Origin of the sequence: Chamaesiphon sp. VAR_48_metabat_135_sub, assembly GCF_031418915.1 — a bacterium.
In the GTDB taxonomy this organism is placed as follows: Bacteria; Cyanobacteriota; Cyanobacteriia; order Cyanobacteriales; family Chamaesiphonaceae; genus Chamaesiphon.
Genome location: NZ_JANOJV010000305.1, coordinates 1 through 23,227 on the forward strand (window position 1 = coordinate 1; position 23,227 = coordinate 23,227).

The following is a 23,227-nucleotide window of genomic DNA, read 5'->3' on the forward strand; positions in this document are numbered from 1 at the left end:
GGGGTGTGGGGGTGTGGGGGTGTGGGGGTGTGGGGGTGTGGGGGTGTGGGGTGTAGGGGTGTAGGGGTGTAGGGGTGTAGGGGTGTAGGGGTGTAGGGGTGTAGGGGTGTGGAGTGTGGGGGGTGTTTCTTACTCCGTCACTCCCCTACTCCATCACTCCCCTACTCCGTCACTCCCCTACTCCGTCACTCCCTTGCTCCGTCACTCCCTTACTCCGTCACTCTCCTACTTCGTCACTCCCTACTCCCTACTCCCTACTCCCTACAATGCAGTAGCTAGTGGTTTTGCTACTACGGGTTGGTAATTTGCGATCTCCTGTGCTGCAAGCTTACCAGAAAGCACTGCACCTTCCATACTGCCGAGGTACTCTTGCATCGTATAGCTACCAGCGAGAAAGAAATTAGAGATCGGGGTCGATTGGCTCGGTCGGCAAGATTGCCGTCCTGGAGATGCAGTATAAACCGATCTGGGTGTCTTGACGACCTTCGATTTACGTAACTTTGCGGGATTGTCACCAGTCAAATGTTGGGGAAACAAACGTTCTAATTCTGTCATGACCGCCGCTGTAATTTCGGTGTCGGATTTGTCGATCCAGTCTTTGGCAGGGGCGACAATCAGTTCTAGCATGGATTTATCGGGATCTTCATACTCCTTACAAGCTACGCTCATATCAGCATAAACGCTGAGAATATCCGATCGAGAGAACAACAAATGATCGATCTCGGTTAACTTGCGATCGAACCACAAATGTAAGTTAATTACTGGCACACCTTCCAAACCTTGCATCTTTTCGAAAAACTCCATCTCCCGCCAGGGTGCGGGAATCAGCGTTTTGATAACATCGACGGGCATCGCGGATACATAGGCATCTGCAACAACAATTTCATCTGACTCACCATTGAGTCCGCGCATCACAAAATGTTTAACCGTACCATCATCATTCAGGACGATTTGTTTGAGCGGTCTCTCCATCCGAATTTCGCCACCACGGGCTTCAAAATGCTCCACAATAGGCTGACACAAGCGTTCGGTTGGCGACCCATCTAGAAAGGCAATTTTGGAGCCGTAGCGTTGTTTCAGAAACTTGTTGATTGCGGTCAATGGAATCGTTGCCGATACATCTTCAGGATTGATAAAAGTCAGAGCCTTGGATGCCGCAATAAAAATGTCCGAATTAACTCGATCGTCGATACCTTGTAATCGCAGCCATTCTAATAAACTATACTTGTCCATATCTTCCACATATTGCTGTCCCCGTAAGACTGCTGGCCACAATCCGAGGGCAAACTTGGCTTTCTGTTCCCAAGTCAGCATGTCATTATTCCGCAAGATCGAAACAATTACGTTAAACGGTGCGGGAATATCTGGGACATCGAAGTATGAGTATGTACCTGGTTTCTCTGGTTGGTTGAAAATGAGAGCGTGTTTTTTCCATTGCAGGCGATCCTCAATTCCCAGCTCCTTTATTAGCTGAAGCATATTAGGATAAGCCCCAAAGAAAGCATGGAGTCCCGTTTCGTACCAGTCACCATCCTCATCTTTCCAAGCTGCCACTAAACCACCTAACACATCCCGACTTTCAAAAAGGATGGGGGTATGTCCGACATCTGATAAATATTTAGCACAAGCTAGTCCAGCTAAACCTGCTCCTGCAATGGCTACACGCATTTATTGGTACTACCCCTATACGATTGACGTTCTAATGAATACTCTATCCAGTCTAATTATATTTGCATTTCTTTACAATTCAACATTTCGATCGACTCACATCTTAAATTAGTACATAAAAACTATTAAAGGAGAGCGTGGGGGTTCGGGAATTGGGAATAGTCCAGTAGCTTGCGCTCTGTAGTACTACGATATGTCTGGCATCACGGGTCGCTACCAATACTTCTCGTTTAAGCTTAAAACTAGTTAGCCCGCGTAGGCGGACTTTGCATCACTACCTGCGATTTCAATCGTCGGCAATTACTAATCGAAAAGTATTGGGGTTGCTAGTGCGCGTCAAGATATAAATAAAATAATATTTAATCTTGCCGATTGGGTAAAACTGTAAAATCTCAGATAAATAATAGTACGAATCGTGGATTGAGAAGTCTCAATTTATCGTCAATTAATACATGAAAAATAAATATCATCCCCTTCAAAGATTATTAGCATATGGGCAACAATATCGCGGACAAACTTGGCAAGCAGCGATTGCGTCAGTTTTCAATAAATTATGTGATGTCGCTCCAGAAATTTTAATCGGGATGGCTGTAGATGTCGTCGTCAAAAAACAAGATTCATTTATCGCCAACCTAGGGATTAGAAATGTCGAGCAACAGTTAATCATTCTCACAGTTATTACCGTCATCGTCTGGGTATTAGAATCTCTCTCTCAATATATCTATACCAATCTGTGGCGAAATCTCTCTCAAAAAATTCAGCACAATCTTAGGCTCGATGCCTATGGACATATTCAACAGTTAGAATTAGCTTATTTTGAGAATCAAAGTACTGGTAATCTCATGGCAATTTTGGGCGATGATATCAACCAACTAGAACGATTTTTAGATATTGGTGCGAATGAAATTATTCAAGTACTGACTAACGCAATCGTTATCGGTGGCGTATTCTTTGTCCTCGCTCCAAACTTGGCTTGGTGGTCGATAGTTCCAATCCCGATTATTATTATTGGTTCGATTTGGTTTCAAAAATATCTCGCGCCCTATTATAGTAATGTTCGCGAAAAAGTTGGTTTGTTAAATAGTCGGCTAGCTAATAATTTAGGTGGGATTACAACTATCAAAAGCTTTACCACCGAAGCTTATGAACTCGATCGAGTCCGTGCTGATAGTGAAGCCTACCGTCAGAGCAATCGTCGGGCGATCGCGGTCAGTGCGGCATTTGTACCATTGATTCGGATGGCTGTTTTATTCAGCTTTACAATGACCCTATTACTAGGTGGACTTGCGGCTGTAAATGGTCAATTAGGTGTGGGCACATATAGCATCCTGATCTATCTTACTCAACGGTTATTATGGCCGCTAACACGATTAGGTGAAACATTAGATCTCTATCAACGTGGGATGGCTTCTACTCATCGAGTAATGGATTTACTAGATACACCGATCGCGATAGATTCTGGAAATCTGACATTACCATCCGTGCGGGGTGATATTGAATTCAAGGATGTAACTTTTGCTTATCCAGATCGATCTACTGTGGTCAAAAAGTTATCATTAAAAATTCTTGCTGGACAAACAATTGCCATCGTTGGCGCGACAGGTTCGGGTAAAAGTACACTGGTAAAACTCTTACTTCGATTATATGAAATCCAATCAGGGACGATTACTTTAGACGGTATTAATATTCAAGATTTACATTTAGTGGACTTGCGGAGATCGATCGGCTTAGTCAGTCAGGATGTCTTTCTGTTCCACGGTTCGGTGCGAGAAAATATTGCCTATGGTAGTCCCGATGCAGATTTAGAATCGGTGGTTGCTGCGGCAAAAATTGCCGAAGCTGATGAATTTATCGTTGGCGTAGCCTCTCGGAACGAGAATCGATTACCAGAAGGCTACGAGACGATTGTGGGCGAGAGAGGACAGAAATTATCTGGGGGACAACGCCAAAGAATTGCAATCGCTCGGGCGGTGCTAAAAAACCCACCGATCTTGATTCTTGATGAAGCGACATCCGCAGTCGATAATGAAACTGAAGCGGCAATTCAAAGATCTCTCGATCGAATTACACTCGATCGAACTACAATTGCGATCGCGCATCGACTATCGACAATCCGTAATGCCGATCGAATTTATGTAATGGAACGTGGAGAATTAGTCGAAGCTGGTACCCACGATGAGTTACTGGCTCTAAATAGCATCTATGCTGGACTATGGAACATCCAACAAAATGCAAAATTTGTCTGATCAGGGTGTGGGGTTATTTGTTTCTAGCAGTCTTACCCTTGAAAAGCAAAAATTGCTCTTATAGGGTGTGTTACGCTATCGCTAACGCACCCTATAAACGCTACCACTTTACTCAAAATTGAGGGTAGGGACAATTCATTAATTGCCCTACCCTCAATTTTGAAGACTTGAACTACTACGTATAATCTGGCATCGCTTCAGAACTATCTTTCTTAGAACCGAGCAGATCGAGCGAATCAACCTTAATCACGGGGCGAGATCTATTGGTACCTGTAGCTTTATCGATCCAGGTTTCGATTTCTAAAGAGCCTTTAATTCCAATCTGGCTGCCCTTTTTGGCATAGTTTTTGGCAATCTCGCCAGTTTTACCCCAAATTTTGAGATTGAACCAGTCGGGCTGATCTTGATTTTTGCTGCGACGATTGACTGCGAGGGTGAGGGTACAGACGCATTTCCCCGAACCCTCAAACCATTTGAGTTCTGGATCGCCGCCAACTCTTCCCACCAGATGAACAACATTAAGACTCATACTAAAATAGTAGTTATGTACTTTATATCCTATTCTAACTCAAAATGACTAAGATTTTTTCATTTCTCTGACCCATTTACCTAGAACAGCAGAATGCCCCCACCAGAACGGTACCCCGTTTGGTGGTGGATTGGTCGGGTCACCCGACCAGTAGATGAATGCGAGCTGTACCACCGTAGAACGATTGCACCCGCCCACTAGACGCAAAGGCGTAGCCAGCGGGAGATGGGCGGGTGTATGAGTTCACTGCACAAATTCATTGCTTAATCAATATTTTAAACGACTAGGAAGAGTTCATCTCAAAATTCAACGCTAACGGAAAGATTGGGCGATTAAGCAAGCCCGAAACGTAGTGATATCTAACGATGTTGTGGTGTATGAAAATTTGCAGATTGCGAACATGGTCAAAAATCATCATTTGGCTAAGTCAATTTCCGATGCTGGTTGGTATCAATACACTCAATGGCTAGACTACTACAGCAAGATTTGGGATAAAGCAGTTGTGGCAGTATCGCCAAACTATACGTCTCAAGATTGCTCTAATTGCGGTCATCGGGTCAAAAAGTCCCTCAGCACCAGAACCCATTCATGTCCTAATTGCAAAATTGAGATTTGTCGCGATACGAATGCGGCGTTGAACATCCTGCATAAGGGATTGAACATTCTTGGTGTGGAGTGGAACAAACACAGCGGAAAGTGCTGCTGGGCGGGTGACCCGCCCAATGGTCTTGGGGTTTCCCCTGTCTTGTCTCACCTTTTTTGACGGGGAACCCGTCCAAAGGTGAGCCGCAAGTGAAGCACCTTTTCAAGACAGTACTTCTGGGCAAGGAGGATCTGCCTCTGAGAATGAGGGAAAGCGCGGGGAGAGATGTACCTCTACAGTCGATGAGTAATCAAAGACTGCAAGTAATTCTCTGTGAACCGCGAATAAGAATCCCCCGCTATATCGGTTACGGTGGTACAGGATTAGCGGCGGGAGTATGTCAAGTAAATTCATCTCCGCTTCTACCTCATCTGTTTGGGCTGTCGAACCCATTGTTTTAATCTTCAAACCTAGCTCTACTACTAAAATCCGAATAAAAAGCTCGATTAAGCGTCCCGAAAACTCGTGTTCTTCTAACGGCATCGTAATTTCTAAAGTTCCTCGATCGAATGTCAATTTTGCAGCACGTCGATCGCCCAAAATCTCTAGTAGTTGCCGATAACCCTGCCAATTAATATTTCGTAACTACTCAGGCTTAAAAAATTAGGAAGGTTTGGGGATAAGCGGTAGTGATAGGTGTAGAGTCAAGTCAAGAAATCGAACGGACAGCAGAGCATTGAAGCAGGCATCTCAAAAACTAACCATTAGCACAGAAGAAATCCGTGCCTGCTATGCCCAAGGGGAAGAAGCAGTGATTGCGTTGGTGGAAAGTCTGGTGGCGCGGATTAATGCACTAGAAGCACGGATTGAAGTATTAGAAAATCAAAAAAGTAAGGACAGCAAAAATAGTAGCAAGCCACCATCAGGGGATGGATTTGCGAAACGAACAAAAAGCCTTCGCACCAAGAGTGGTCGTAAAAGTGGCGGACAAAAAGATCATCCTGGCAGCACATTAGAATGGTGTGGAGAAGTAGATGAAGTATTTGTCTATCCAGTTGTAGATTGCAAAAGTTGCGGTGCATCACTGGAAAATGTAGAAGTATTAAATTTGAGATGCAGCCAAGTTCACGAGCTACCGCCAATAAAATTGGTGGTACACGAACACCAAGCAGAAGAGAAGTGTTGCCCAAAGTGTGGTGTTCTTGATGCCCTTAGACTCGTTTTCATGGAAACGCCACTTTTTCCCACTCTTCAGCCTGAGTAGTTACGAATAATCCATGTCCTGGTGAGCAAATAGCCGTAATTTCACCACTGTTCAAACAGCCTAAAACCCTTGCTGGAAAGCGAATGTAAAAGTTATTCTCAATGTTCAAAACAAATATTTAAACTTGAATTAGAGTGGGAATTACCCACTCTGAATTTACTACATTGCACCCAAAACCCGATCGAAAATACTCACAGCCCGATCGATCTCCAACTCAGTTACAATTAGTGGCGGCACAAACCGGACGACTTTTGGCCCCGCAGGGACTAATAATAAACCCAATTCCATCGCTGCTTTAACTACGTCGATTGCATTAATTTTACTCTCAGATTGCAACTCTAATCCATTAATTAAACCCCAACCCCGAACTTCCGAGATGGCGGGATATTTTGCAGCTAACTGTTGTAAACCAGCCCGCAATTGTTCGCCCCGTGCTTGGACATTGGCGAGAATATTTTCCCGTTCCAATGTTTGACAGACTGCTAAAGCCACTGCACAGACAAAGGGATTTCCGCCATAGGTACTTGCATGATCTCCAGGCTGGAATACATTGCAAGATTCTTTGCATAGCGTCGCGCCAATTGGAATCCCACCGCCTAAACCCTTGGCACTAGTGAAAATATCTGGCTCGATGCCTAATTGCTCGTAACCCCAATATTTCCCCGAACGTCCCATTCCCACTTGTACCTCGTCGAGAATTAGTAAAATTCCCTTCTCATCGCATAGTTTCCGCACTTGTTGGAAATATTCGATTTGCCCAGGATTCACGCCACCTTCGCCCTGCAATGGTTCCAGCATAATTGCCGCTACCCGTCCATCTAACTCCGAAATAGCCGACTCGATCGCAGCAAAATCGTTGTACGGTACATAGTGGAACCCTGGAATCAAGGGGCTAAAGTTCTGTTGATACTTAGGCTGTCCGGTGGCTGTGACTGTCGCTAGCGTCCGTCCGTGGAAACTAGCATGTGCAGTCAAAATCACTGGTTCGGTAATCTTCAAGACACTATGGGCGTACTTCCGCGCTAATTTGATTGCGCCTTCATTCGCTTCTGCGCCAGAATTACAGAAGAATACTCGATCGGCACAAGAATGGTCAACTAGCCACTTCGCCAATTCACCTTGCACGGGGACGTAATAAAGATTGGAAACATGCGTCAGCGTCTGAATCTGCGTTGTCACCGCTTCAATTACCGCTGGATGTGCGTGTCCCAGCGTACATGTCGCAATCCCTGCGACGAAATCCACATAAGCCTTCCCATCTGTATCCCAGACGGTACAACCCTCACCTTTAATTAAGGCGAGATTAAACCGTCCATAAGTAGTCATCACATGACTATTAAATTCATCCTGACTAAAAGTTGACAACAATTCTGGGTGAATCGTCGGTTGAACCGCTACTGTATCTAAACTCATCAAAATACTCCTTAAAAATCGTTAAACATCGGATCGAACGCCAGAAACTTTTCCGCGCTCTAAACTAAGATATCTACCAGCACGCTGCTGGAATACTGCCAAATTAAATTAACGCTTCGTTGGAATTTAATTCCCTGTCATAAAACACTTACGACTTACGACTTACGATTTACAACTTATTTTTGTCGTCGGCTACGACGAGAAGCTTGAGCTACGAGTTGGGTTAGATCGATCTGTGACTCCCACTGTGTGGAGCCATTCAGGTTGAGGGTGTAGCGACACCGATCTAATGAACTGTACATTTTTAAAAACCAGCCGAATAAAACTGATGATGTATCGTAAAACTGTTATAGCATTAACCAGTCAATTGAGCAACACTAGGGAACCTACTCGATCGGAAACATGTCCTGCGAGTTATTAATGGATCTGAATTTTTTCATGAAAACTTTACCCCGTAGCATTTCACTCCGTCACATCGCACTCCTGTTAACGGCATATTCGGCATCGATGTTTATGACAGGTTTGTCAGGAACTGCGTTTGCCCAAGAGAAAATCGTATTTAAGTCGCTAGCAGATTTTGATAAATGTGCCGCCAACAATAGCTATGATACTGGTGTTTGCATGGAAGCTCTACAAAAGTATGCGAAAGCGCACCCAAAAGAATTGTTCGCGATCGGTAAACGTGCTCGGTTACAATTTAAGCATTGGGCGGCGTTGCAGTTTTTTGAGCCTGGATTAGGCGCGTCGCCAGCCGCCACACAATGTGCGGATGAAGATGTTAGTTTAGCTATCGTTTCGGGGCTTTCCATGCCTGTAGATGCTACTCCCAACGCGATTGCACGTCGTCTATTAAGTGGCAAATGTTTTCCCTCAGTACGAACTGCGGTAGAGAAAGAAATCGCCAGTGCAAATGGTGAGGGGTACTTGCTGCAACATGCATGTCCTGTATTTGCGAAAAAAGGTATCAAGCTCAGTGGTTGCGAACCGAAAAAAGAGGTAGCTGCTGCACCAGTTATGGAAGAGAAATTGCCGATGGTGGATATTGCTAGTGCCAAAGTCGGTATTATCAAAGTTTACTCGGGATCTGAAGGCGAGCGGATGACGATGGCTGATGTACCAGGAACACCTGGAGCCTACTTGGTGCGAATTGATGGTGTCCGCAGCCCGATAAATGGCAAAACAATGGTACACAAAGAGCAAAAGTCTGGCAACGGATTTAACTACTGGACTGAAGTTGATGGTAAGCAATGGAATACCATTATTATGCGTGGTGGTAGCTATAAAAATTATACGGTCTATGTGCCTGGTCTTCGTGATGCGATCGGTATGAGCTACAACGAGAGAGAATCAAAAGCGGCTAGCGCAGACAGCTTTAAAAAATAGAGAAATATTGCCATCTTTACTGTGAGTTTGTGAGGGCGGTTAAAGATTTGTCTGAATCCATTTCCGCAAATTTTTCACCGCCTGATTAATTCCATCTATTTGGCAATCTGTCAAGAATTCTAATACTCGATCGGGTGATAAAATTGGGAACGTTGGAGATCGATCGACGATCTCATATTTATCTGACTGCAACTGGTAAAATATTAATGTTTTCCCATCGTATCGCCACACTTCACCAACTCCCAAGGTTGCATATAATGTAAGTTGATTGAGCGAGCTGCTAGTAATATCAATTTCCACGGCTAAATCGGGTGGTGGATCTTGCGTGAAATCTAACTTAGTTTTACCACGCACTGCTAGCTCGTTAGCAAAGTAGTAGCAAGAGTCGGGTTCCTTTCCAACTTCTAAATCTGGACGCTTAATCGTCATCGAACCGAATAAATTGTAATCTAAATCTAGTTCTTCTGCGAAGACGACAATCGCTCTTTCGATCTGACGATTATAGTTTTCATGTGATGGTAGTGGGGTCATAAATTCTAAATCTCCTCGGTAATAACTCAATCGCGCTTTTCCGTTATCACCGATTTCTGTTAAAAGATTTTCATAAAGATTCCAACTGATACCTTGAAGGAGAGTTCTCTCTTCACCCGTATTGATAACTGCTAACATTACTTCACCTCTAACTATAGCTCGGTAACTTGACTATTATAGCTTATCAAAAGTACCTACCTTAAATACTCCACCCATCGATCGAGTACTGATAGTGAACCATACCATACCCCTGAAGTGCGGGGCGAATGTCTAACTCCTTCAATAATAATATTCGTCGCACCTACTAAATGTGCCGCCGCGATTGCGGTAATCCCATCACCCCAAGTATTCCCTTCCCCACAAGTCTGTTGATAGCTACTATAAGCTAACCATTGACCGATCTTTTTTTCGCCATAAATTGACTTGCCTGCAACGCAAATATATTGAATTTCTGGATGAATCGCACCAGGATAATTATCGTTAACAAAATCAAGATTTTTCTTCGTCCAGCGTTCGCCACTAATGTGGGGAGTTCCCAGGGTAACTAGGCTAGCAATTTTGGATTTAGCATTCCACAAATTAGCTGTTTCGTCCACATCCCCATGAATTGTATAGGGTATTTCACCTAGATAAATTCGACTAATCCACCCACCTGCCGAATGTCCGACCAGATTGATTTGTTTAGCATTATTATTGGCTAGAGCTGTATTGACAGTTCGATCGAGTTGGCGCAAAATGGGAATCATCGATCGACCGCCGAGAGTTGGTATCCAGTCTCTTTTTCGCAGCGGTACCGTTGTCGTGGGCGTACCAAGTGCAGTCAAAGCTTGCTGAAGCGGCAGATAGACATCGGAACTTTCGAGATAGCCAGGTAAAATAACTGTAGGTAGCATTAGGATTGAATCTTGAAGATCGTTATATTGTCTTCCGTGTCACTGAATTTATAAATAATTGCGAATCGAGAATCGGCAATTGGCAATAGTCCTGTAATTTGCGCCGCTTGATACTAGTACATAAGATTTATCTCTCTCGATCGAATAAAGGTGGGATGATCCCGAGGGAGAAGAGGATGGTGAAACAGGAAGAAAGGGAGAAAGTTGCTAAAGCCTCAAACCTAAATTTATTAGTTTCGATCGATTATTGTGATAGGTTGGGTATGTTAAATAATAACCACTCCTCCTGCCTACTGGAATATATATGACATCGCCGCTTTATCGCTTGATGTCTGTACAGGTATCCACCTCAATATCTGTAAGCAATTTCCAGCATTTTCAGCAAGTGGCAAAGAGAGATTCAGCGGAGACAAATAGTTTCAAGCCAATCGTCTCAAACTTCATGAGTATAAATACTTGTCGGTTTGTCGCAATGGGCTAAATGACGGATTGACTCAATTATCGTTAAAGCCGCAAGATTAAATTTCAACAAAAATTGAAACTTATTTCGGTAAAATCATTCATTACTATTGAATGAATAATTAACGAACCCCCAACGCGACATAACTGCTACGATCTTTTCCCCGCAGTCTAAAAATTCTTGCCCTATTCGCAAGGATTTTGGCTGTGACAGTTTTGTTTTGACTTAATTACCCAATCTTGTATTTTGAATTGGTAGAAAATGCGCACCCTCGCTCCAGAATTTAGCTATCCTACGCTCCAACATCCCGATCGTCATGTTTGGGACTTTTGGTACTATTTTGCACCAGATACAGAAATTTTTCATATATTTTACCTCAATGCCGATCGAGCATTAGTAGCCGAGGACAAACATCATTTTAGTTCTCAGGTAGGCTATGCAACTACTAAAGATTTTACCACAATCGAGTGGATTAGCGATCGTGTCCTCGGAGCAGATCCGCATGGATGGGACGATACATCGATTTGGAGTGGAGATATTATCAAGATTCAGGGTGGATTTTTGATGTTTTATACATCCAGAAATCAAGCGACAGATGATGGGATGACACAGAATATTGGTGTAGCATTTACCCATCATATTCAAACATTCGATCGTTGGTTTCGGATTCCCAATATTCGGATTCAACCTCAAGCTCCTTACGAACTACACCACGTTCCTGAAGACTTGACAATTCATGCTTGGCGCGATCCATTTTTATTCCGCCACCAGGAACAGATCTACATGTTGCTGTCGGCAAAAGATCCAGCTCAAGCATTAGGTAGAAAAGGTACAGTTGCTTTGCTCAAAGCTAAAAATAATAGCTTTGAACAGTGGGAATATTTACCGCCGATCTGTCAACCTGGCTTTTATGCAGAGATGGAGGTGCCCCAACTATACCGAACTGGTGTCGATTATGCCCTGGTATATAGTTCGTGGGCAAAATATGACTTCGCACCCACAACGCAACAAAGTGGTGGCTTGCAGGGGATTATATCGCCATCTCTGTTTAACTTTCCAGCCACAAATCCTAAGGTATTTTTACCTGAAACCGCGCAGCTCTATGCTTGTCGAATCATCCCCGAACTGAATGGGGAAATTGTGGGTTTTGATATCACTACTGGTGGTATCCGTCGCAGTGGCGTGCAGACTGGATTAGAGCATGTCGATCGGGATTTTAGCAGCTATTCGATCGATATCTAGTAAAATGTAGGGGCAATTCGTGTTGCTTCTACATTTTACTCTTTGTTCTCAACATCAGACCCTCAACTGTGAACGCTGCTCAACAGGCTACCGATCTCATCCTTACCAGTAAAATTGCCTCTGCTGTCAGTCTGTTTCGGAGCGAGTTTCCTGATGCGAAAGTAGATTTAAAGCCGTGGGCTGAGGATCGCGATACACAGCAACTAGTCGATCCTGATTCGATCGATTTTAGCTTTCATTTTCCTGGCTGGAGTCGGCGGTGGCAAAGTCGCAGTGTTCTAGTTCAGCTTCGATTTTATGAAGATCTGATTGCTGATGTAGATGGCAAGCCCTGTCAGTCTACACGCAACTTTATTGGATTGGAAGTTGCTGGCTTCGATCATCGCGGTAAACAGTGGCGATTGTCCACTATCGATGATTGGGAGTTTGAAGGAGATATTCAACCTCAGCCAGAAATAGCTGAAAAGTTAAAACAGTTTTGTCGCCAGATTTTTGAGTTATTTCGTTTGTAAATTGATTTACATTTTACCCGATCTAAATATCCAGTCTCGATCGTACCTAAAAGAAGCACCCTTACATAATCTAGCTATCCATTTGTAGGGGTGCTTTCACGATCTCCCTATTACTCAGCCGCACAACTCACTGGACTATTACCGAATCCCATCTGAATAGTCCCTTTAATTTACGCCCAAGACTACTAATGATCGATCGAGATCCGAGATTAGCAAATTAATAATAAAAATTGTGACAGGATCTTCTATACTTAACGAGTCATGGCTTTCAACTGAATCTTAAAATCCCGATTCTCACTTTGTCCTAATCTCGATCTGTATCTATGAGCACAAACACATCCTTGCGGTTTTTAGTCGTTGCTGGTGCATTGCTGAATAGTCATGCGGTATCCGCACAGAATTCATTTTCAAACTTGCAAACTTTAGTAGCAAATAATACATTAGGATCTGAATTATCGGGTGCAAATGTTCTCAGTACACCCGATCCTGTGAAAGTTGAAACCTCACAGACTAACTATACTTTTGGCCAACATCTGGCAAGCAAGATTAGCCCAAAAGATCGGAAGGGAAATGACTCGAATGTAGCCGATCCTGCTATTGAAGATCGTCAGTCAGGATTTAATAAAGATCGTAGTCTAACTCACCAAGATTTATCCGTACCCAGCGGCAAAGTAGATCGTCCACAGATAAGCAGTATATTTTCTAGCGATCTTGGGACTCTACGACGTAATTCTAAAATTAGTGCTGTACCATTTCAGTCACGACCGGATGCTTCGATTGAAATTCCCGTTCCAGCACCACTGACTCAGATTATTCCAAATTCGGCCCAAGTAGTTCCAATTCCCGCAACAACATCTAGCTCAACGGTAGTGCCTACCGCTCATCCAGCAGGATTTATTGCGCCAAGATCTAATCCTATTCCCTTTACGAATAATGCTGCTCCAACACCCAATTTCACCCCCTTTAAGGAGCCAAGTCTAGAATTAATATATCCGTTGATGACTCCTGCCACCATCACTTCTCGCTTTGGTTGGCGGACACACCCACTCACAGGTAAACGTCGCTTCCATTCTGGGCTAGATATCGGTGCACCCACAGGCGCACCAGTCGTTGCCACTGAATCTGGTACCATTGTTTCGGCAGGTTGGAATGGGGGCTATGGTAAGGCGATCGTGATTCAGCACAATGGTACTCAGCAAACTCTCTACGGCCATCTCTCGGAGATATCTGTCCAATCAGGTCAATCGATCGCCAAAGGCACCGTCATCGGGCTGGTTGGCAGCACTGGAAACTCGACTGGACCTCACTTACATTTTGAAAGTCGAGTGTCCAATGGCAGTAATTGGGTGGCAGTAGATCCCAGTCGGGCAATCCAGTATGCTGTAGCTAATCTTCGCCGATCGATGCCATTCGCACGGAAAGATTTGCCACAAGGACTTTAATTTATTAGAAAGTTAAAGGTTGAAAGTTTGGTGTTTGGACTCAAGTGTTTTTTACTTCCCAAACCCCCACACCCCGATTTGCAGTCGGAACTTGCTAAAATAGTAAGCCTGTGAATATTTCTAGAATTGCTATGACAGTTAAACCAGAATGGTTGCGTGTAAAAGCACCGCAGTGGGAACGAGTAGGTAATGTCAAAGACATCCTCCGCGACTTACAGCTCAATACTGTCTGCGAAGAAGCTTCTTGTCCGAATATTGGGGAGTGCTTCAGTGCTGGAACAGCTACGTTTCTAATTATGGGACCTGCCTGTACTCGCGCGTGCCCTTACTGTGATATTGATTTTGAGAAAAAACCTCAGCCTCTAGATCCGACAGAACCAATCCGGCTAGCGGAAGCTGTCAAGCGACTCAATCTCAAACACGTTGTAATTACCTCTGTCAATCGGGATGATTTACCCGATGGGGGTGCAGGTCAATTTGTGTTATGTATCGAGGCTGTACGTTCCCTCTCACCCCAGACCACGATCGAAGTACTCATTCCAGACCTATGTGCCAATTGGCAGGCATTGGAGACGATTTTAGACGCGGCTCCAGAAGTGCTCAATCATAATACTGAAACCATCCCCAGATTATATCGCCGCGTTCGCCCTCAGGGTGATTATCAACGTTCCCTGGAAGTCCTGGCTCGATCGCGTGCCTATACTCCAAAGGTTTATACTAAATCAGGGATTATGGCTGGTTTAGGCGAAACTGATGAGGAAGTGAGACAAACCATGCGGGATCTGCGATCGGTAGATTGTGATATCATCACGATCGGGCAATATCTCCAACCATCCGCCAAACACCTCACCGTCGCCGGATTCATCACTCCCCTTCAGTTTGATGATTGGCGAATATATGGGGAAGAAATTGGCTTTCTTCAAGTTGTTTCGACACCCCTAACTCGCAGTTCCTACCATGCCGAGGAAGTCCAAAAATTGATAGTCAAATATTCAAGATAACCGATAATTATTAATCACATTTAAAGGATGTTTGAAAAGTTTTATTTGTTACAAATATAGGCTATCAATCCCCCCAATTCCCCCTTTTCCTACTTTTTAATGGGGTGGGGGGATTAAATCTAGGGAATCCCAACAGTAAAATCGTTCCAGTCGTATGAATCGACTATGCTGTCTTGGTATCAGTCAATCTGTTTGGAATGAATTATTATTTGCAAGTCCCTAAGATAAAAGCACTCCAATTTGGTGGTGTTCGATCGACTTTCATTGTTTCTAGCATGGCTTGACGGATCGATATTAGAGTACCCGCACGATACTGGGGATACTATCGATCGAATCTAACTGTCTAATTTCAGCTAATGCTGATTCAAAATCGCCTTCAGAGACATCGTGGGTCACTACGACAATTTCAGCGCGATCTCCTTGGAAGCCAGTTTGAACGATCGATTCGATACTGACATTGTGCGATCCAAATCGAGTCCCCAATTTACCAATTACGCCTGGTACATCTAGACAAAGAAATCTGACGTAGAAACTGCTCCGTAGGCTCGATAAAGGAGCCATTCGACTATAATCAGTGTGGGCGCAGCTCAAGAGAGGATGAAGAGCCGTATTGGGCGACGTGACGGCATCTTCGCGGCTGGGTTTACTCTGCATTACACCGACGATCGCCAAAATATCCGAAACTACCGCCGAAGCCGTCGCGCCAGCACCCGCCCCTGGGCCGAATAACATCACTTGCCCCAAGGGTTCGCCTTCGACTAAAATCGCATTGTATACGCCATTGACATTAGCTAGAGGACGATCTTTGGGAACGAAGGTTGGGTGTACCCGCACAGATACCGCACCACCTTCAACTCGCTCGGCGATCGCCAGTAATTTAATCACAAAATTGAGCTTATCAGCATAGGCGATATCCGTCGCACTGATTTTCCTAATCCCTTCGCAATACACATCATCCCTGTTAATTCTGCCACCAAAGGCAAGAGATGCCAAAATTGCGATTTTATCCCCTGCATCCAAACCATCCACATCAGCAGTCGGATCTGCCTCCGCATAGCCAAGTTTTTGAGCATCGGTAAGGATATCTGAAAATTCCCCACCTTCAGAGGTCATTCGGCTGAGAATATAGTTAGTCGTACCATTGATAATTCCAGTAACGCGCCCAATGCGGTTCACACCGAGGGATTGTTTTAACGGTTGAATTACCGGAATCCCGCCCCCGACAGCCGCTTCTAGCATCACATAGACACCTGCGTTATTGGCTGCAGTAAAAATTTCGTCACCAAATCTGGCGATGACAGCTTTATTAGCTGTGACGACATGTTTGCCGTGTTCGATCGCTTTGAGCATCAAACTACGAGCTGGTTCGATCCCACCTAGTAGCTCAACAATAATATCAATTTCGGGGTCGGAAACGATCGAATCTAGATCTGTCGTCACTAGCTCGGAAGGGAGATCGACAGTCCGAGGTTTATCGATCGATCTTACGCCCACACGCTGGATTTCCACAGACTGGAGTAAGTGATGTCGCCCTACGGGATCTTGGAGAATTTGAACTGTACCAGTACCGACGGTACCCAATCCGAGGATGCCAATTTTAACCACAACTTTAACTATTTTAGATTCACGACCCAATTTCGATCTTAAACTAGTTCGCACTCAAATTTGTCAGCGTAGCCGCTGTAGCAAAAAATTGAGATCGATCACCCAAATTTTACTCTCGGCTCTTTTCAGCGTTCGCGGCGATTTTGGACGAATACACACACGGCAAATGCGATACCTGCAATCCCGATTTTGAGTGGTAGATTTTTTGCCGAAGATCGATCGATCCCATCCAAGCTAAAGCTCTTGGCGAATACTTTCAGGTTGCTGCTAGTTTATTTATTTGAAATTAGATTACTTTGCTGCGCTTGATTCTGTTGAATTAGCCTCATCAATAGTCGTAATCCTTCATTAACAGCCCCAGAATCAGGGAAAACTGTCGCGACATCAGGATCTAGCTCAACCGTGAGATTCGATTTTTTGCGTCCCTGTCCACGAGCAACGACAGTGAGTTGAGTAAAATCGTATTCAGGGCGTAAATCATCATCCATTTCAGAGATCTGATTCATAAGCTTTACGTTCTTTGCGAGTAACTTGACGGGCACTAATTAGCCGCGTGGCATCTGCACGCTCGGTATAAGAGACAACGAGTAATCGTCCCCTGGCTGATTCTCCCATGATAACGAATCGTTGCTCTTGAATGGAGTGTTCTGGATCGGCAAAGGTTAAAAATAACGGATCTTCAAATACAGAAGTGGCTTCGTCGAAAGAAACATCATGCGTGGAAATGTTGCTTTTGGCTTTTTCTTCGTCCCACTCAAATGACATAACTCCACTTTACCGATTTACTCTCCTAATTTTACCAGTACGCAGTTATTTCACTCAAGCTTGATCGAGCGGTATCTGTTTGTGTCTGAATTGATCGGCTATGATGGCAACGATCGATTAAAATATAATCTAAATATCGAGAAAATGATGTTGTGAGGAAAACGCCAGTCGATCTGTATCGGATGGGAAATGCGATCTCTTCCAGAATGGAGAATATCCGAGCTAAGGATATCGATATGTATGAAGCTGATGGGAAGGTGTGGATCGCTGCAAACTCAGGAGGTATTTCTACGTTCTCCGTTAGAGGAATTGGCAAGAACTGGTGGAAACTGGATTTAGAGGCAGAAATTCCAAGCGAGCTTAGAGTTGTAAATGATTATGGGAATCATTGGCTATGGGAGCCGAGCTATTCGATGCCATTAGATGAATATCAGCGTGTTCTAGAATCAGTTGGTAATCTATTTTATAAAGTAAGTTGAGGAAAATTATCATGATGAACCTATCACCAAAGGCAATGAGATCGATCGCCGAAGCACTAGAGTTTCGGATTGCAGCGTATCAAAGTCAATTGGATTCGGAAGAGTTATCTGAGGATGAAGTTTCAGATGTGACAAATGATTCGATGTTTTTAGAATCGTTACTACAGGATTTGAAAAAAGCTTTGGCTATGCCTGTGGCGCAGGTTTTTTGAGATGTACTAGATTCGGTCTACCATAACAAGATATGCATCTAATCTCAATTCGGAACCTACGATCCGATTCTGTCAAATATCCAGATACGCAAAGAGTAATTGAAGAATGGTACAAAGTTGTCAAAAGTGTGTCTTGGCAAAATCTTGAGGAAGTTAAACAAATTTATCGCGATACAGAAGCTGTTAGTAATTTTACTGTCTTCAATATCAAAGGAAATAAGTATCGATTAATTGTAGATATCAACTATGTTAATCAAACTATTTACTACAAGTATTCTATAACTCACGCAGAATACGATAAGGATTCTTGGAAAAATGACGATTACTTAGGATAGAGCAGTCTATGTGAATTTGTTAGCGGATTTTGTTCCTGAAGTTATTACATCGGAAGCAGAGTACGATCGAGCCTTAGCAATCGCAGAGCCTCTAGTAGCAAATCACAATCTGAGTAATGAAGAGTCAAAATTTCTATCATTAATTGTGACATTAATCGAAGACTATGAAGGTAAGCATTATCCAATGGGTGATGTTAGTCCTCATGCGGCTTTGCTACATTTGATGGAATATAGTAGCACTAGTCAAACTGATTTGGTTGGATCGATCGGTTCTGCTGAAGTTGTGGCTGAAATTTTTGAGAGTAAACGATCGATCGATCCCATCCAAGCTAAGGCTCTTGGTGAATACTTTCAGGTTTCTGCTAGTTTATTTATTTGAAAGATCGAGATACTCGACCGAAATCGATTGATCGAGCAAACCCAATCACATTTAGATCGAGTATTCAATTTCAGCAGATCTTCGACATTCTCCTCTTCTGAAAATAGAGAAGCTGCATATTGCAACGAAAAATTAGTAACATCCGATCGATCTTGTTCTGTCCAGTGATCGCTAATATCAATAACTGAGACGTTCTGCTTTAATCCATCTAAAATCAATGTTGCTAATTGCAATCGATCTGTTGGTGATAAAGTCTGAATGACTGATGTATAAATCTCTTCAGCAATAGGTGACATATATATTTCTCCCAGGCATCTTTTATTCGCTTAACATAATTATATAGAGATATTTGGGAACAATAACATAACGTTAGTTACAACTGATCGATATGTTAAACAAGGTAAGGGACAAAGTTGAGTTTAAAAGTGAAGCTGAACTCGAAAAATTTGTCTATGGGCACTTAGATGAATTATTAGCACTTCAGCCAATTGCTAAACAATACAGAGTTAACGGTGATATTTGTGATATTTTAGCGGTTGACGATCGACAGCAATTGAGCATTATTGAGCTAAAGAATGTGGAAGATCGATATATAGTCCAACAACTGACTAGATATTATGAGAGCTTAATTGAAGAAAAACCATTTTCAAATTTAATCAATTATGAAAATGAGATCAGGCTGATTGCCATTACCCCATCATTTCATCAGCACAACTTAATAGACAGAAAACATACTAGACTAGAAATTGAGTTTTGGAGCTTTGACATCGCGCAAGTTAAAGGCACAAAGAATATATTATTTACGTTGAGTAACTGTGATACCAATGAGAAAAATACATCGCAAATATCAACAGGTAGAAATGATGATGTCTTGCCCAAAGAGAAAGTACAGAAGACAGAAATAGAGTGGAGTGAAGATCCTGCGGAGCGGTGGAAGCAATATGTAATGGTTAATGCCCCCTATATTGATGCTGTTGATTACTACATGAGGCTAAATTATTCATCCAAGTTAGCAATTCAGACGTTAACGGCTGAAGAGGTAAGAGAAAAATCTAAAAAATACAAACGTGCTTGTACAAAGGAATTCAAGATTAAATTAGAACTCTTATCTAAGGAAAGTGGAATAACTAGAAAATTTAAAACAGTAAAGTTACCACAAAATATCCAACTAGGTCATCTGGCTGCATGGTGTATAGAAAATAAAGTACCCAATGCGATCGAAGTTCGTTATAACCAAAGCCTTATGCAAGTGCAAAGTAGCGAACATCGAATAAAAGTAGAAGCTTTCATCGCTCATCATCTAAGCTTGCTTGGAGTTGAGAGCAATCCTGACATCGCCGATGGACGTACCTGTATTCTCAATACAAAAATTCCTATATGGGTTCTTGTTGCAATGCGTGAGATGCTGGATTATAGTGATGAAGAAATTCACGCCTTGTATCCAAATCTATCAGAGATAGAATTAGAAAATGCGTGGGCACATGCGTCTGATTATGCGAGAACAATTAGATCGGAAACAGGCGATATATTTGAGTATCTTACAACTCATAAGATGTGGTAAATAATTTGTATTGAACCAATCGAGTTATTCTCCTAAAATCAATCTCGATCGAACCACACTAACCAACGGCAACTCCACACCAGCAAACTGTTCTAACATAAACACCATCTGTTCAGGACGCAACAACGTTCCATCATTTGCACAACTCCCCACATATCTCAATTCCACGTCTGTCTCATCAGCAATTTTCAATAATTCCAATTCATATAAACGTTCTCGCAGGTTTATTTGTGTATTCTTGCCAGATTTAGACTTTTTATTCTGAATGATTTCCTGACTAGCTAACACCGCCGCGATCCAAGTTTCCCATTGGGGAGGTGTTTCGCTAGCTGATGAAACAGTAATTAGATATTCTGCCTGAGTGATTAATGCCGAAGCAGCGGGTTGTTTGAGATCGACGGATTCTACTCGATAGATAGGAATATCTGCGGGTAATTGTGCTGCTAATTTCGATTGAAATTCGGACTCATCCATGATGGTGGTGAGTTCAAAATCGGCGATTTCACCTGTGCTGGTTGAGCCTAATGGTAAAGCATTGGCAATCATGATGCGGGGTGCGGGATGGAAGCCCCCACTATAGGTTACGGGAATACTGGCGCGGCGGATGGCTCGATCGAATAACTTGGCTAAATCTAGATGCCCGATTAAAGACATTTTGCCACTTTTGCCAAACCATACCCGCAACCGCTGTACCTTGTCGGTGTTGGGGGTAAATTGTCCGGTAAATTCGGGAATCGGTAGGGGTGGGACGATGACATTGTGACCGAAATCGGTGCCACACACGCCGCAATGGGAGCAACCATCGAATGAGCAGTCGGGGACAATGCCAGCGGCGAGCGCGCGTTCGAGGTCATCTTGGAGCCACTTTTTATCGATACCCGTGTCGAGGTGATCCCAGGGGAGGGGGGCGTTGAGATTGTGGGGGAGTGGAGTGGGGGCGTGTGGGAGTGGGGTGGGCAGGGTACCCATTAAGGGCACCCCTACGAATTCTGGTGTGTTAATGGGATCTGTTGGTGCGGATTCGCCTGTGGCAAGGCGAAGCTTGAGTTTTGGAGCGCGACTATTAATGACAGATCCTAGTACCGTACTAGGATCTGTAGGGGTGCCCCTCGTGGGTACCCTGCCATCTTCGGTACCCACACCAAATCCTTGCTCGGCGACTGGTGTTTCGGCTGAGATCTTTACCCCACCCCAACCCTCCCCTTGGAAAGGTGAGGGAGCCGGATCTAAAGCCCCCCTTTCCAAGGGGGGTTGGGGGGGTAAATTCTCAAATACATTCCATTCGCCATTTTCGACGCGGCGATATTTCCAGTCTAAACCAGCTTCGTCGATCGCTTGTGCCCAGGCACCGTAGGCTTTCTCCAAACTTTCCCACCAAGCATCCATACCCGCGCCGAGTTCCCAGGCGCGACGAATTACTGGCGCGAGAGATCGATCGCCCCGACCGACAAAATCTTCCATTGCCGAGATCCGCACGTCGGTATAATTGACTTTAACGTCGCGCAGATTGTAGAACTCATGCTTGAGTAACCGTTGTTTACGATCGAATTCAGTAGTTGACACCGAGTGCCATTGGAAGGGGGTATGGGGTTTGGGCGTGAAGTTGGAGATAGTGATATTAAAGTGCAACGTGCGTCTACCTTTTGCCCAACATTCCCGCTTGAGCCAACGCACGGTTTCGGCAATCCCGACGACATCGACATCGGTTTCACCAGGTAAACCGATCATAAAGTAGAGCTTAATCTTATCCCAACCCTGCTCGAAGCCAGTCTTCACACCGCGCAGCAATTCTTCATTCGTCAAACCTTTATTAATAATATCCCGCAACCTTTGGGTACCCGCTTCCGGCGCGAAAGTTAAACCACCTTTGCGCGTACCGCCGATGATATTGGCGATATCTTCATCAAATCTATCCACCCGCTGACTGGGGAGGGAGAGCGAGATATTCTCATCCTTGAGCCGATTCTTGATTTCCAAGCCCACAGCAGGCAGAGCGAGATAATCCGAGCAACTGAGAGATAAGAGCGAGAACTCATCATAACCCGTCGATCGCATTCCGGTTTCGATCGCATTAATTACCGCTTCCGGCTCCACATCTCGCGCAGGGCGAGTCAACATCCCTGGCTGACAAAAGCGACAGCCACGGGTACAACCACGGCGAATTTCGATGGTGAGTCGATCGTGGACAGTTTCGACGTAGGGCACCAACCCGATCGAGTATGCTGGAATCGGGGTAGCTACCCGTCTCAGAATCCGCTCTGGTACGTCAGGATGATTTGGCTTCACACTCCCATCGGGATGCAAATCGTAAAATTGGGGTACATATACGCCCGGAACCTGCGCCAGATCCAATAATAAATCGCGCCGACTCAGCCCCGCATTTTTGCCATCTTCAACGACTAAACCAATTTCTGGCAATAACTCTTCCCCATCCCCCAGAGCGATAAAGTCAAAGAAATCTGCATAGGGTTCGGGATTCGATGTTGCCGTTTGCCCACCTGCAAAAATTAGGGGATAATTACCCGCCTCACGCTCGCGCCACGTCAGGGGAATTCCAGCGAGACTCAACATCTCTAATATATTCGTCGCACCCAATTCGTAGCTGAGACTAAAACCGAGGATATCAAATTCGGCGAGGGATTGCTGCGACTCCACGCCAAATAATGGTGTCTGAGTATCGCGTAACTTCTGGGCTAAATCTGCTGCGGGAAGGTAGGCTCGATC

22 protein-coding genes and 2 pseudogenes are annotated in these 23,227 nt (G+C 44.1%); 13 read left to right on the forward strand and 11 right to left on the reverse strand.

Going from position 1 to position 23,227, the window contains the following annotated elements; translation table 11 throughout:
• Positions 1-261: 261 nt before the first annotated feature.
• Complete coding sequence (gene pds, locus RMO55_RS20790; RefSeq protein WP_310429899.1) at positions 262-1,668, reverse strand: 15-cis-phytoene desaturase; 1,407 nt, start codon at positions 1,666-1,668, stop codon at positions 262-264.
• Between the two features lie 452 nt (positions 1,669-2,120).
• Here pds and RMO55_RS20795 point away from each other — a divergent pair, with 452 nt between their 5' ends.
• Positions 2,121-3,914, forward strand: coding sequence for an ABC transporter ATP-binding protein (locus RMO55_RS20795; protein ID WP_310429902.1), 1,794 nt, complete (start codon positions 2,121-2,123; stop codon positions 3,912-3,914).
• Positions 3,915-4,089: 175 nt separating this feature from the next.
• On the opposite strand, the gene RMO55_RS20800 is transcribed toward RMO55_RS20795, so the two are convergent.
• Positions 4,090-4,443, reverse strand: a complete 354-nt coding sequence (locus tag RMO55_RS20800; RefSeq protein ID WP_310429904.1) for a single-stranded DNA-binding protein — start codon at positions 4,441-4,443, stop codon at positions 4,090-4,092.
• A 277-nt stretch (positions 4,444-4,720) separates the two neighbouring features.
• Here RMO55_RS20800 and RMO55_RS20805 point away from each other — a divergent pair.
• Positions 4,721-5,125, forward strand: a pseudogene (locus RMO55_RS20805) (RNA-guided endonuclease InsQ/TnpB family protein); the annotation flags it as partial.
• A 342-nt stretch (positions 5,126-5,467) separates the two neighbouring features.
• Here RMO55_RS20805 and RMO55_RS22380 read toward each other — a convergent pair.
• A pseudogene (locus tag RMO55_RS22380) lies at positions 5,468-5,668 on the reverse strand (Uma2 family endonuclease); the annotation flags it as partial.
• A gap of 94 nt (positions 5,669-5,762) precedes the next feature.
• On the opposite strand from RMO55_RS22380, the gene RMO55_RS20815 reads away from it, so the two are divergent.
• A complete protein-coding gene (locus tag RMO55_RS20815; protein WP_309729494.1) occupies positions 5,763-6,290 on the forward strand; it encodes a DUF6444 domain-containing protein in 528 nt (175 codons plus the stop codon).
• A gap of 159 nt (positions 6,291-6,449) precedes the next feature.
• Here the strand turns inward: RMO55_RS20815 and RMO55_RS20820 are convergent, their stop codons facing one another.
• Entirely contained in the window at positions 6,450-7,703 is a 1,254-nt protein-coding gene (locus tag RMO55_RS20820; protein ID WP_310429908.1) for an aspartate aminotransferase family protein, read from the reverse strand.
• 438 nt (positions 7,704-8,141) lie between these two features.
• Here RMO55_RS20820 and RMO55_RS20825 point away from each other — a divergent pair, with 438 nt between their 5' ends.
• Positions 8,142-9,086: a hypothetical protein gene (locus RMO55_RS20825; RefSeq protein ID WP_310429910.1), complete on the forward strand. Its 945-nt coding sequence runs from the start codon at positions 8,142-8,144 to the stop codon at positions 9,084-9,086.
• Positions 9,087-9,125: 39 nt separating this feature from the next.
• Here RMO55_RS20825 and RMO55_RS20830 read toward each other — a convergent pair whose 3' ends face one another.
• The gene (locus tag RMO55_RS20830) at positions 9,126-9,755 is read right to left on the reverse strand and encodes a Uma2 family endonuclease (protein ID WP_310429912.1); all 630 of its coding nucleotides are present in this window, start codon (positions 9,753-9,755) and stop codon (positions 9,126-9,128) included.
• A 56-nt stretch (positions 9,756-9,811) separates the two neighbouring features.
• The gene (locus RMO55_RS20835; protein ID WP_310429914.1) at positions 9,812-10,510 is read right to left on the reverse strand and encodes a lipase; all 699 of its coding nucleotides are present in this window, start codon (positions 10,508-10,510) and stop codon (positions 9,812-9,814) included.
• 721 nt (positions 10,511-11,231) lie between these two features.
• Here RMO55_RS20835 and RMO55_RS20840 point away from each other — a divergent pair.
• The 4 genes from RMO55_RS20840 to lipA all read left to right on the forward strand — a co-directional run bounded on the left by RMO55_RS20840 (position 11,232) and on the right by lipA (position 15,167).
• Entirely contained in the window at positions 11,232-12,212 is a 981-nt protein-coding gene (locus RMO55_RS20840) for a beta-fructosidase (RefSeq protein WP_310429916.1), read from the forward strand.
• 68 nt (positions 12,213-12,280) lie between these two features.
• On the forward strand, positions 12,281-12,724 hold the full coding sequence (locus tag RMO55_RS20845) for a hypothetical protein (protein WP_310429918.1): 444 nt from the start codon (positions 12,281-12,283) through the stop codon (positions 12,722-12,724).
• 323 nt (positions 12,725-13,047) lie between these two features.
• Entirely contained in the window at positions 13,048-14,166 is a 1,119-nt protein-coding gene (locus RMO55_RS20850; protein ID WP_310429920.1) for a M23 family metallopeptidase, read from the forward strand.
• A gap of 125 nt (positions 14,167-14,291) precedes the next feature.
• Complete coding sequence (gene lipA, locus RMO55_RS20855) at positions 14,292-15,167, forward strand: lipoyl synthase (protein ID WP_310429939.1); 876 nt, start codon at positions 14,292-14,294, stop codon at positions 15,165-15,167.
• 294 nt (positions 15,168-15,461) lie between these two features.
• On the opposite strand, the gene RMO55_RS20860 is transcribed toward lipA, so the two are convergent.
• The 3 genes from RMO55_RS20860 to RMO55_RS20870 form a co-directional block, all read right to left on the reverse strand.
• The gene (locus RMO55_RS20860) at positions 15,462-16,826 is read right to left on the reverse strand and encodes a homoserine dehydrogenase (RefSeq protein ID WP_396134440.1); all 1,365 of its coding nucleotides are present in this window, start codon (positions 16,824-16,826) and stop codon (positions 15,462-15,464) included.
• A 218-nt stretch (positions 16,827-17,044) separates the two neighbouring features.
• Entirely contained in the window at positions 17,045-17,278 is a 234-nt protein-coding gene (locus RMO55_RS20865; RefSeq protein WP_310429922.1) for a hypothetical protein, read from the reverse strand.
• Positions 17,262-17,537: a BrnT family toxin gene (locus RMO55_RS20870; protein ID WP_310429924.1), complete on the reverse strand. Its 276-nt coding sequence runs from the start codon at positions 17,535-17,537 to the stop codon at positions 17,262-17,264. Before RMO55_RS20870 ends, RMO55_RS20865 begins: the two co-directional genes overlap by 17 nt.
• Positions 17,538-17,689: 152 nt before the next feature.
• On the opposite strand from RMO55_RS20870, the gene RMO55_RS20875 reads away from it, so the two are divergent.
• The 4 genes from RMO55_RS20875 to RMO55_RS20890 are packed head-to-tail and all read left to right on the forward strand — an operon-like array spanning position 17,690 to position 18,942.
• Complete coding sequence (locus tag RMO55_RS20875) at positions 17,690-18,016, forward strand: hypothetical protein (RefSeq protein WP_310429926.1); 327 nt, start codon at positions 17,690-17,692, stop codon at positions 18,014-18,016.
• Positions 18,017-18,027: 11 nt separating this feature from the next.
• Complete coding sequence (locus RMO55_RS20880; protein ID WP_310429928.1) at positions 18,028-18,228, forward strand: hypothetical protein; 201 nt, start codon at positions 18,028-18,030, stop codon at positions 18,226-18,228.
• A gap of 32 nt (positions 18,229-18,260) precedes the next feature.
• Positions 18,261-18,563 carry a type II toxin-antitoxin system HigB family toxin gene (locus RMO55_RS20885; RefSeq protein ID WP_310429930.1) on the forward strand — a complete coding sequence of 101 codons (303 nt, stop codon included), beginning with the start codon at positions 18,261-18,263 and terminating at the stop codon, positions 18,561-18,563.
• A 10-nt stretch (positions 18,564-18,573) separates the two neighbouring features.
• Complete coding sequence (locus RMO55_RS20890; RefSeq protein WP_310429932.1) at positions 18,574-18,942, forward strand: transcriptional regulator; 369 nt, start codon at positions 18,574-18,576, stop codon at positions 18,940-18,942.
• On the opposite strand, the gene RMO55_RS20895 is transcribed toward RMO55_RS20890, so the two are convergent.
• The gene (locus RMO55_RS20895) at positions 18,915-19,238 is read right to left on the reverse strand and encodes a hypothetical protein (protein WP_310429934.1); all 324 of its coding nucleotides are present in this window, start codon (positions 19,236-19,238) and stop codon (positions 18,915-18,917) included. The two genes, RMO55_RS20890 and RMO55_RS20895, sit on opposite strands and share 28 nt — an antisense overlap.
• 92 nt (positions 19,239-19,330) lie before the next feature.
• Here RMO55_RS20895 and RMO55_RS20900 point away from each other — a divergent pair, with 92 nt between their 5' ends.
• Positions 19,331-20,503, forward strand: a complete 1,173-nt coding sequence (locus tag RMO55_RS20900) for an endonuclease NucS domain-containing protein (protein WP_310429936.1) — start codon at positions 19,331-19,333, stop codon at positions 20,501-20,503.
• Positions 20,504-20,527: 24 nt separating this feature from the next.
• On the opposite strand, the gene RMO55_RS20905 is transcribed toward RMO55_RS20900, so the two are convergent.
• A partial coding sequence (locus RMO55_RS20905) for a TIGR03960 family B12-binding radical SAM protein (protein WP_310429938.1) occupies positions 20,528-23,227 on the reverse strand: 2,700 nt, incomplete at its 5' end.

Coding starts and splice junctions, on each gene's coding strand:
- RMO55_RS20820 (WP_310429908.1), bottom strand. CDS start 7,703: ATGAGTTTAGATACAGTAGCGGTTCAACCGACGATTCACCCAGAATTG.
- RMO55_RS20865 (WP_310429922.1), bottom strand. CDS start 17,278: ATGAATCAGATCTCTGAAATGGATGATGATTTACGCCCTGAATACGAT.
- RMO55_RS20830 (WP_310429912.1), bottom strand. CDS start 9,755: ATGTTAGCAGTTATCAATACGGGTGAAGAGAGAACTCTCCTTCAAGGT.
- RMO55_RS20870 (WP_310429924.1), bottom strand. CDS start 17,537: ATGTCATTTGAGTGGGACGAAGAAAAAGCCAAAAGCAACATTTCCACG.
- RMO55_RS20895 (WP_310429934.1), bottom strand. CDS start 19,238: ATGTCACCTATTGCTGAAGAGATTTATACATCAGTCATTCAGACTTTA.
- RMO55_RS20835 (WP_310429914.1), bottom strand. CDS start 10,510: ATGCTACCTACAGTTATTTTACCTGGCTATCTCGAAAGTTCCGATGTC.
- RMO55_RS20900 (WP_310429936.1), top strand. CDS start 19,331: ATGTTAAACAAGGTAAGGGACAAAGTTGAGTTTAAAAGTGAAGCTGAA.
- RMO55_RS20885 (WP_310429930.1), top strand. CDS start 18,261: ATGCATCTAATCTCAATTCGGAACCTACGATCCGATTCTGTCAAATAT.
- RMO55_RS20880 (WP_310429928.1), top strand. CDS start 18,028: ATGATGAACCTATCACCAAAGGCAATGAGATCGATCGCCGAAGCACTA.
- RMO55_RS20850 (WP_310429920.1), top strand. CDS start 13,048: ATGAGCACAAACACATCCTTGCGGTTTTTAGTCGTTGCTGGTGCATTG.
- pds (WP_310429899.1), bottom strand. CDS start 1,668: ATGCGTGTAGCCATTGCAGGAGCAGGTTTAGCTGGACTAGCTTGTGCT.
- RMO55_RS20800 (WP_310429904.1), bottom strand. CDS start 4,443: ATGAGTCTTAATGTTGTTCATCTGGTGGGAAGAGTTGGCGGCGATCCA.
- RMO55_RS20840 (WP_310429916.1), top strand. CDS start 11,232: ATGCGCACCCTCGCTCCAGAATTTAGCTATCCTACGCTCCAACATCCC.
- RMO55_RS20795 (WP_310429902.1), top strand. CDS start 2,121: ATGAAAAATAAATATCATCCCCTTCAAAGATTATTAGCATATGGGCAA.
- RMO55_RS20825 (WP_310429910.1), top strand. CDS start 8,142: ATGAAAACTTTACCCCGTAGCATTTCACTCCGTCACATCGCACTCCTG.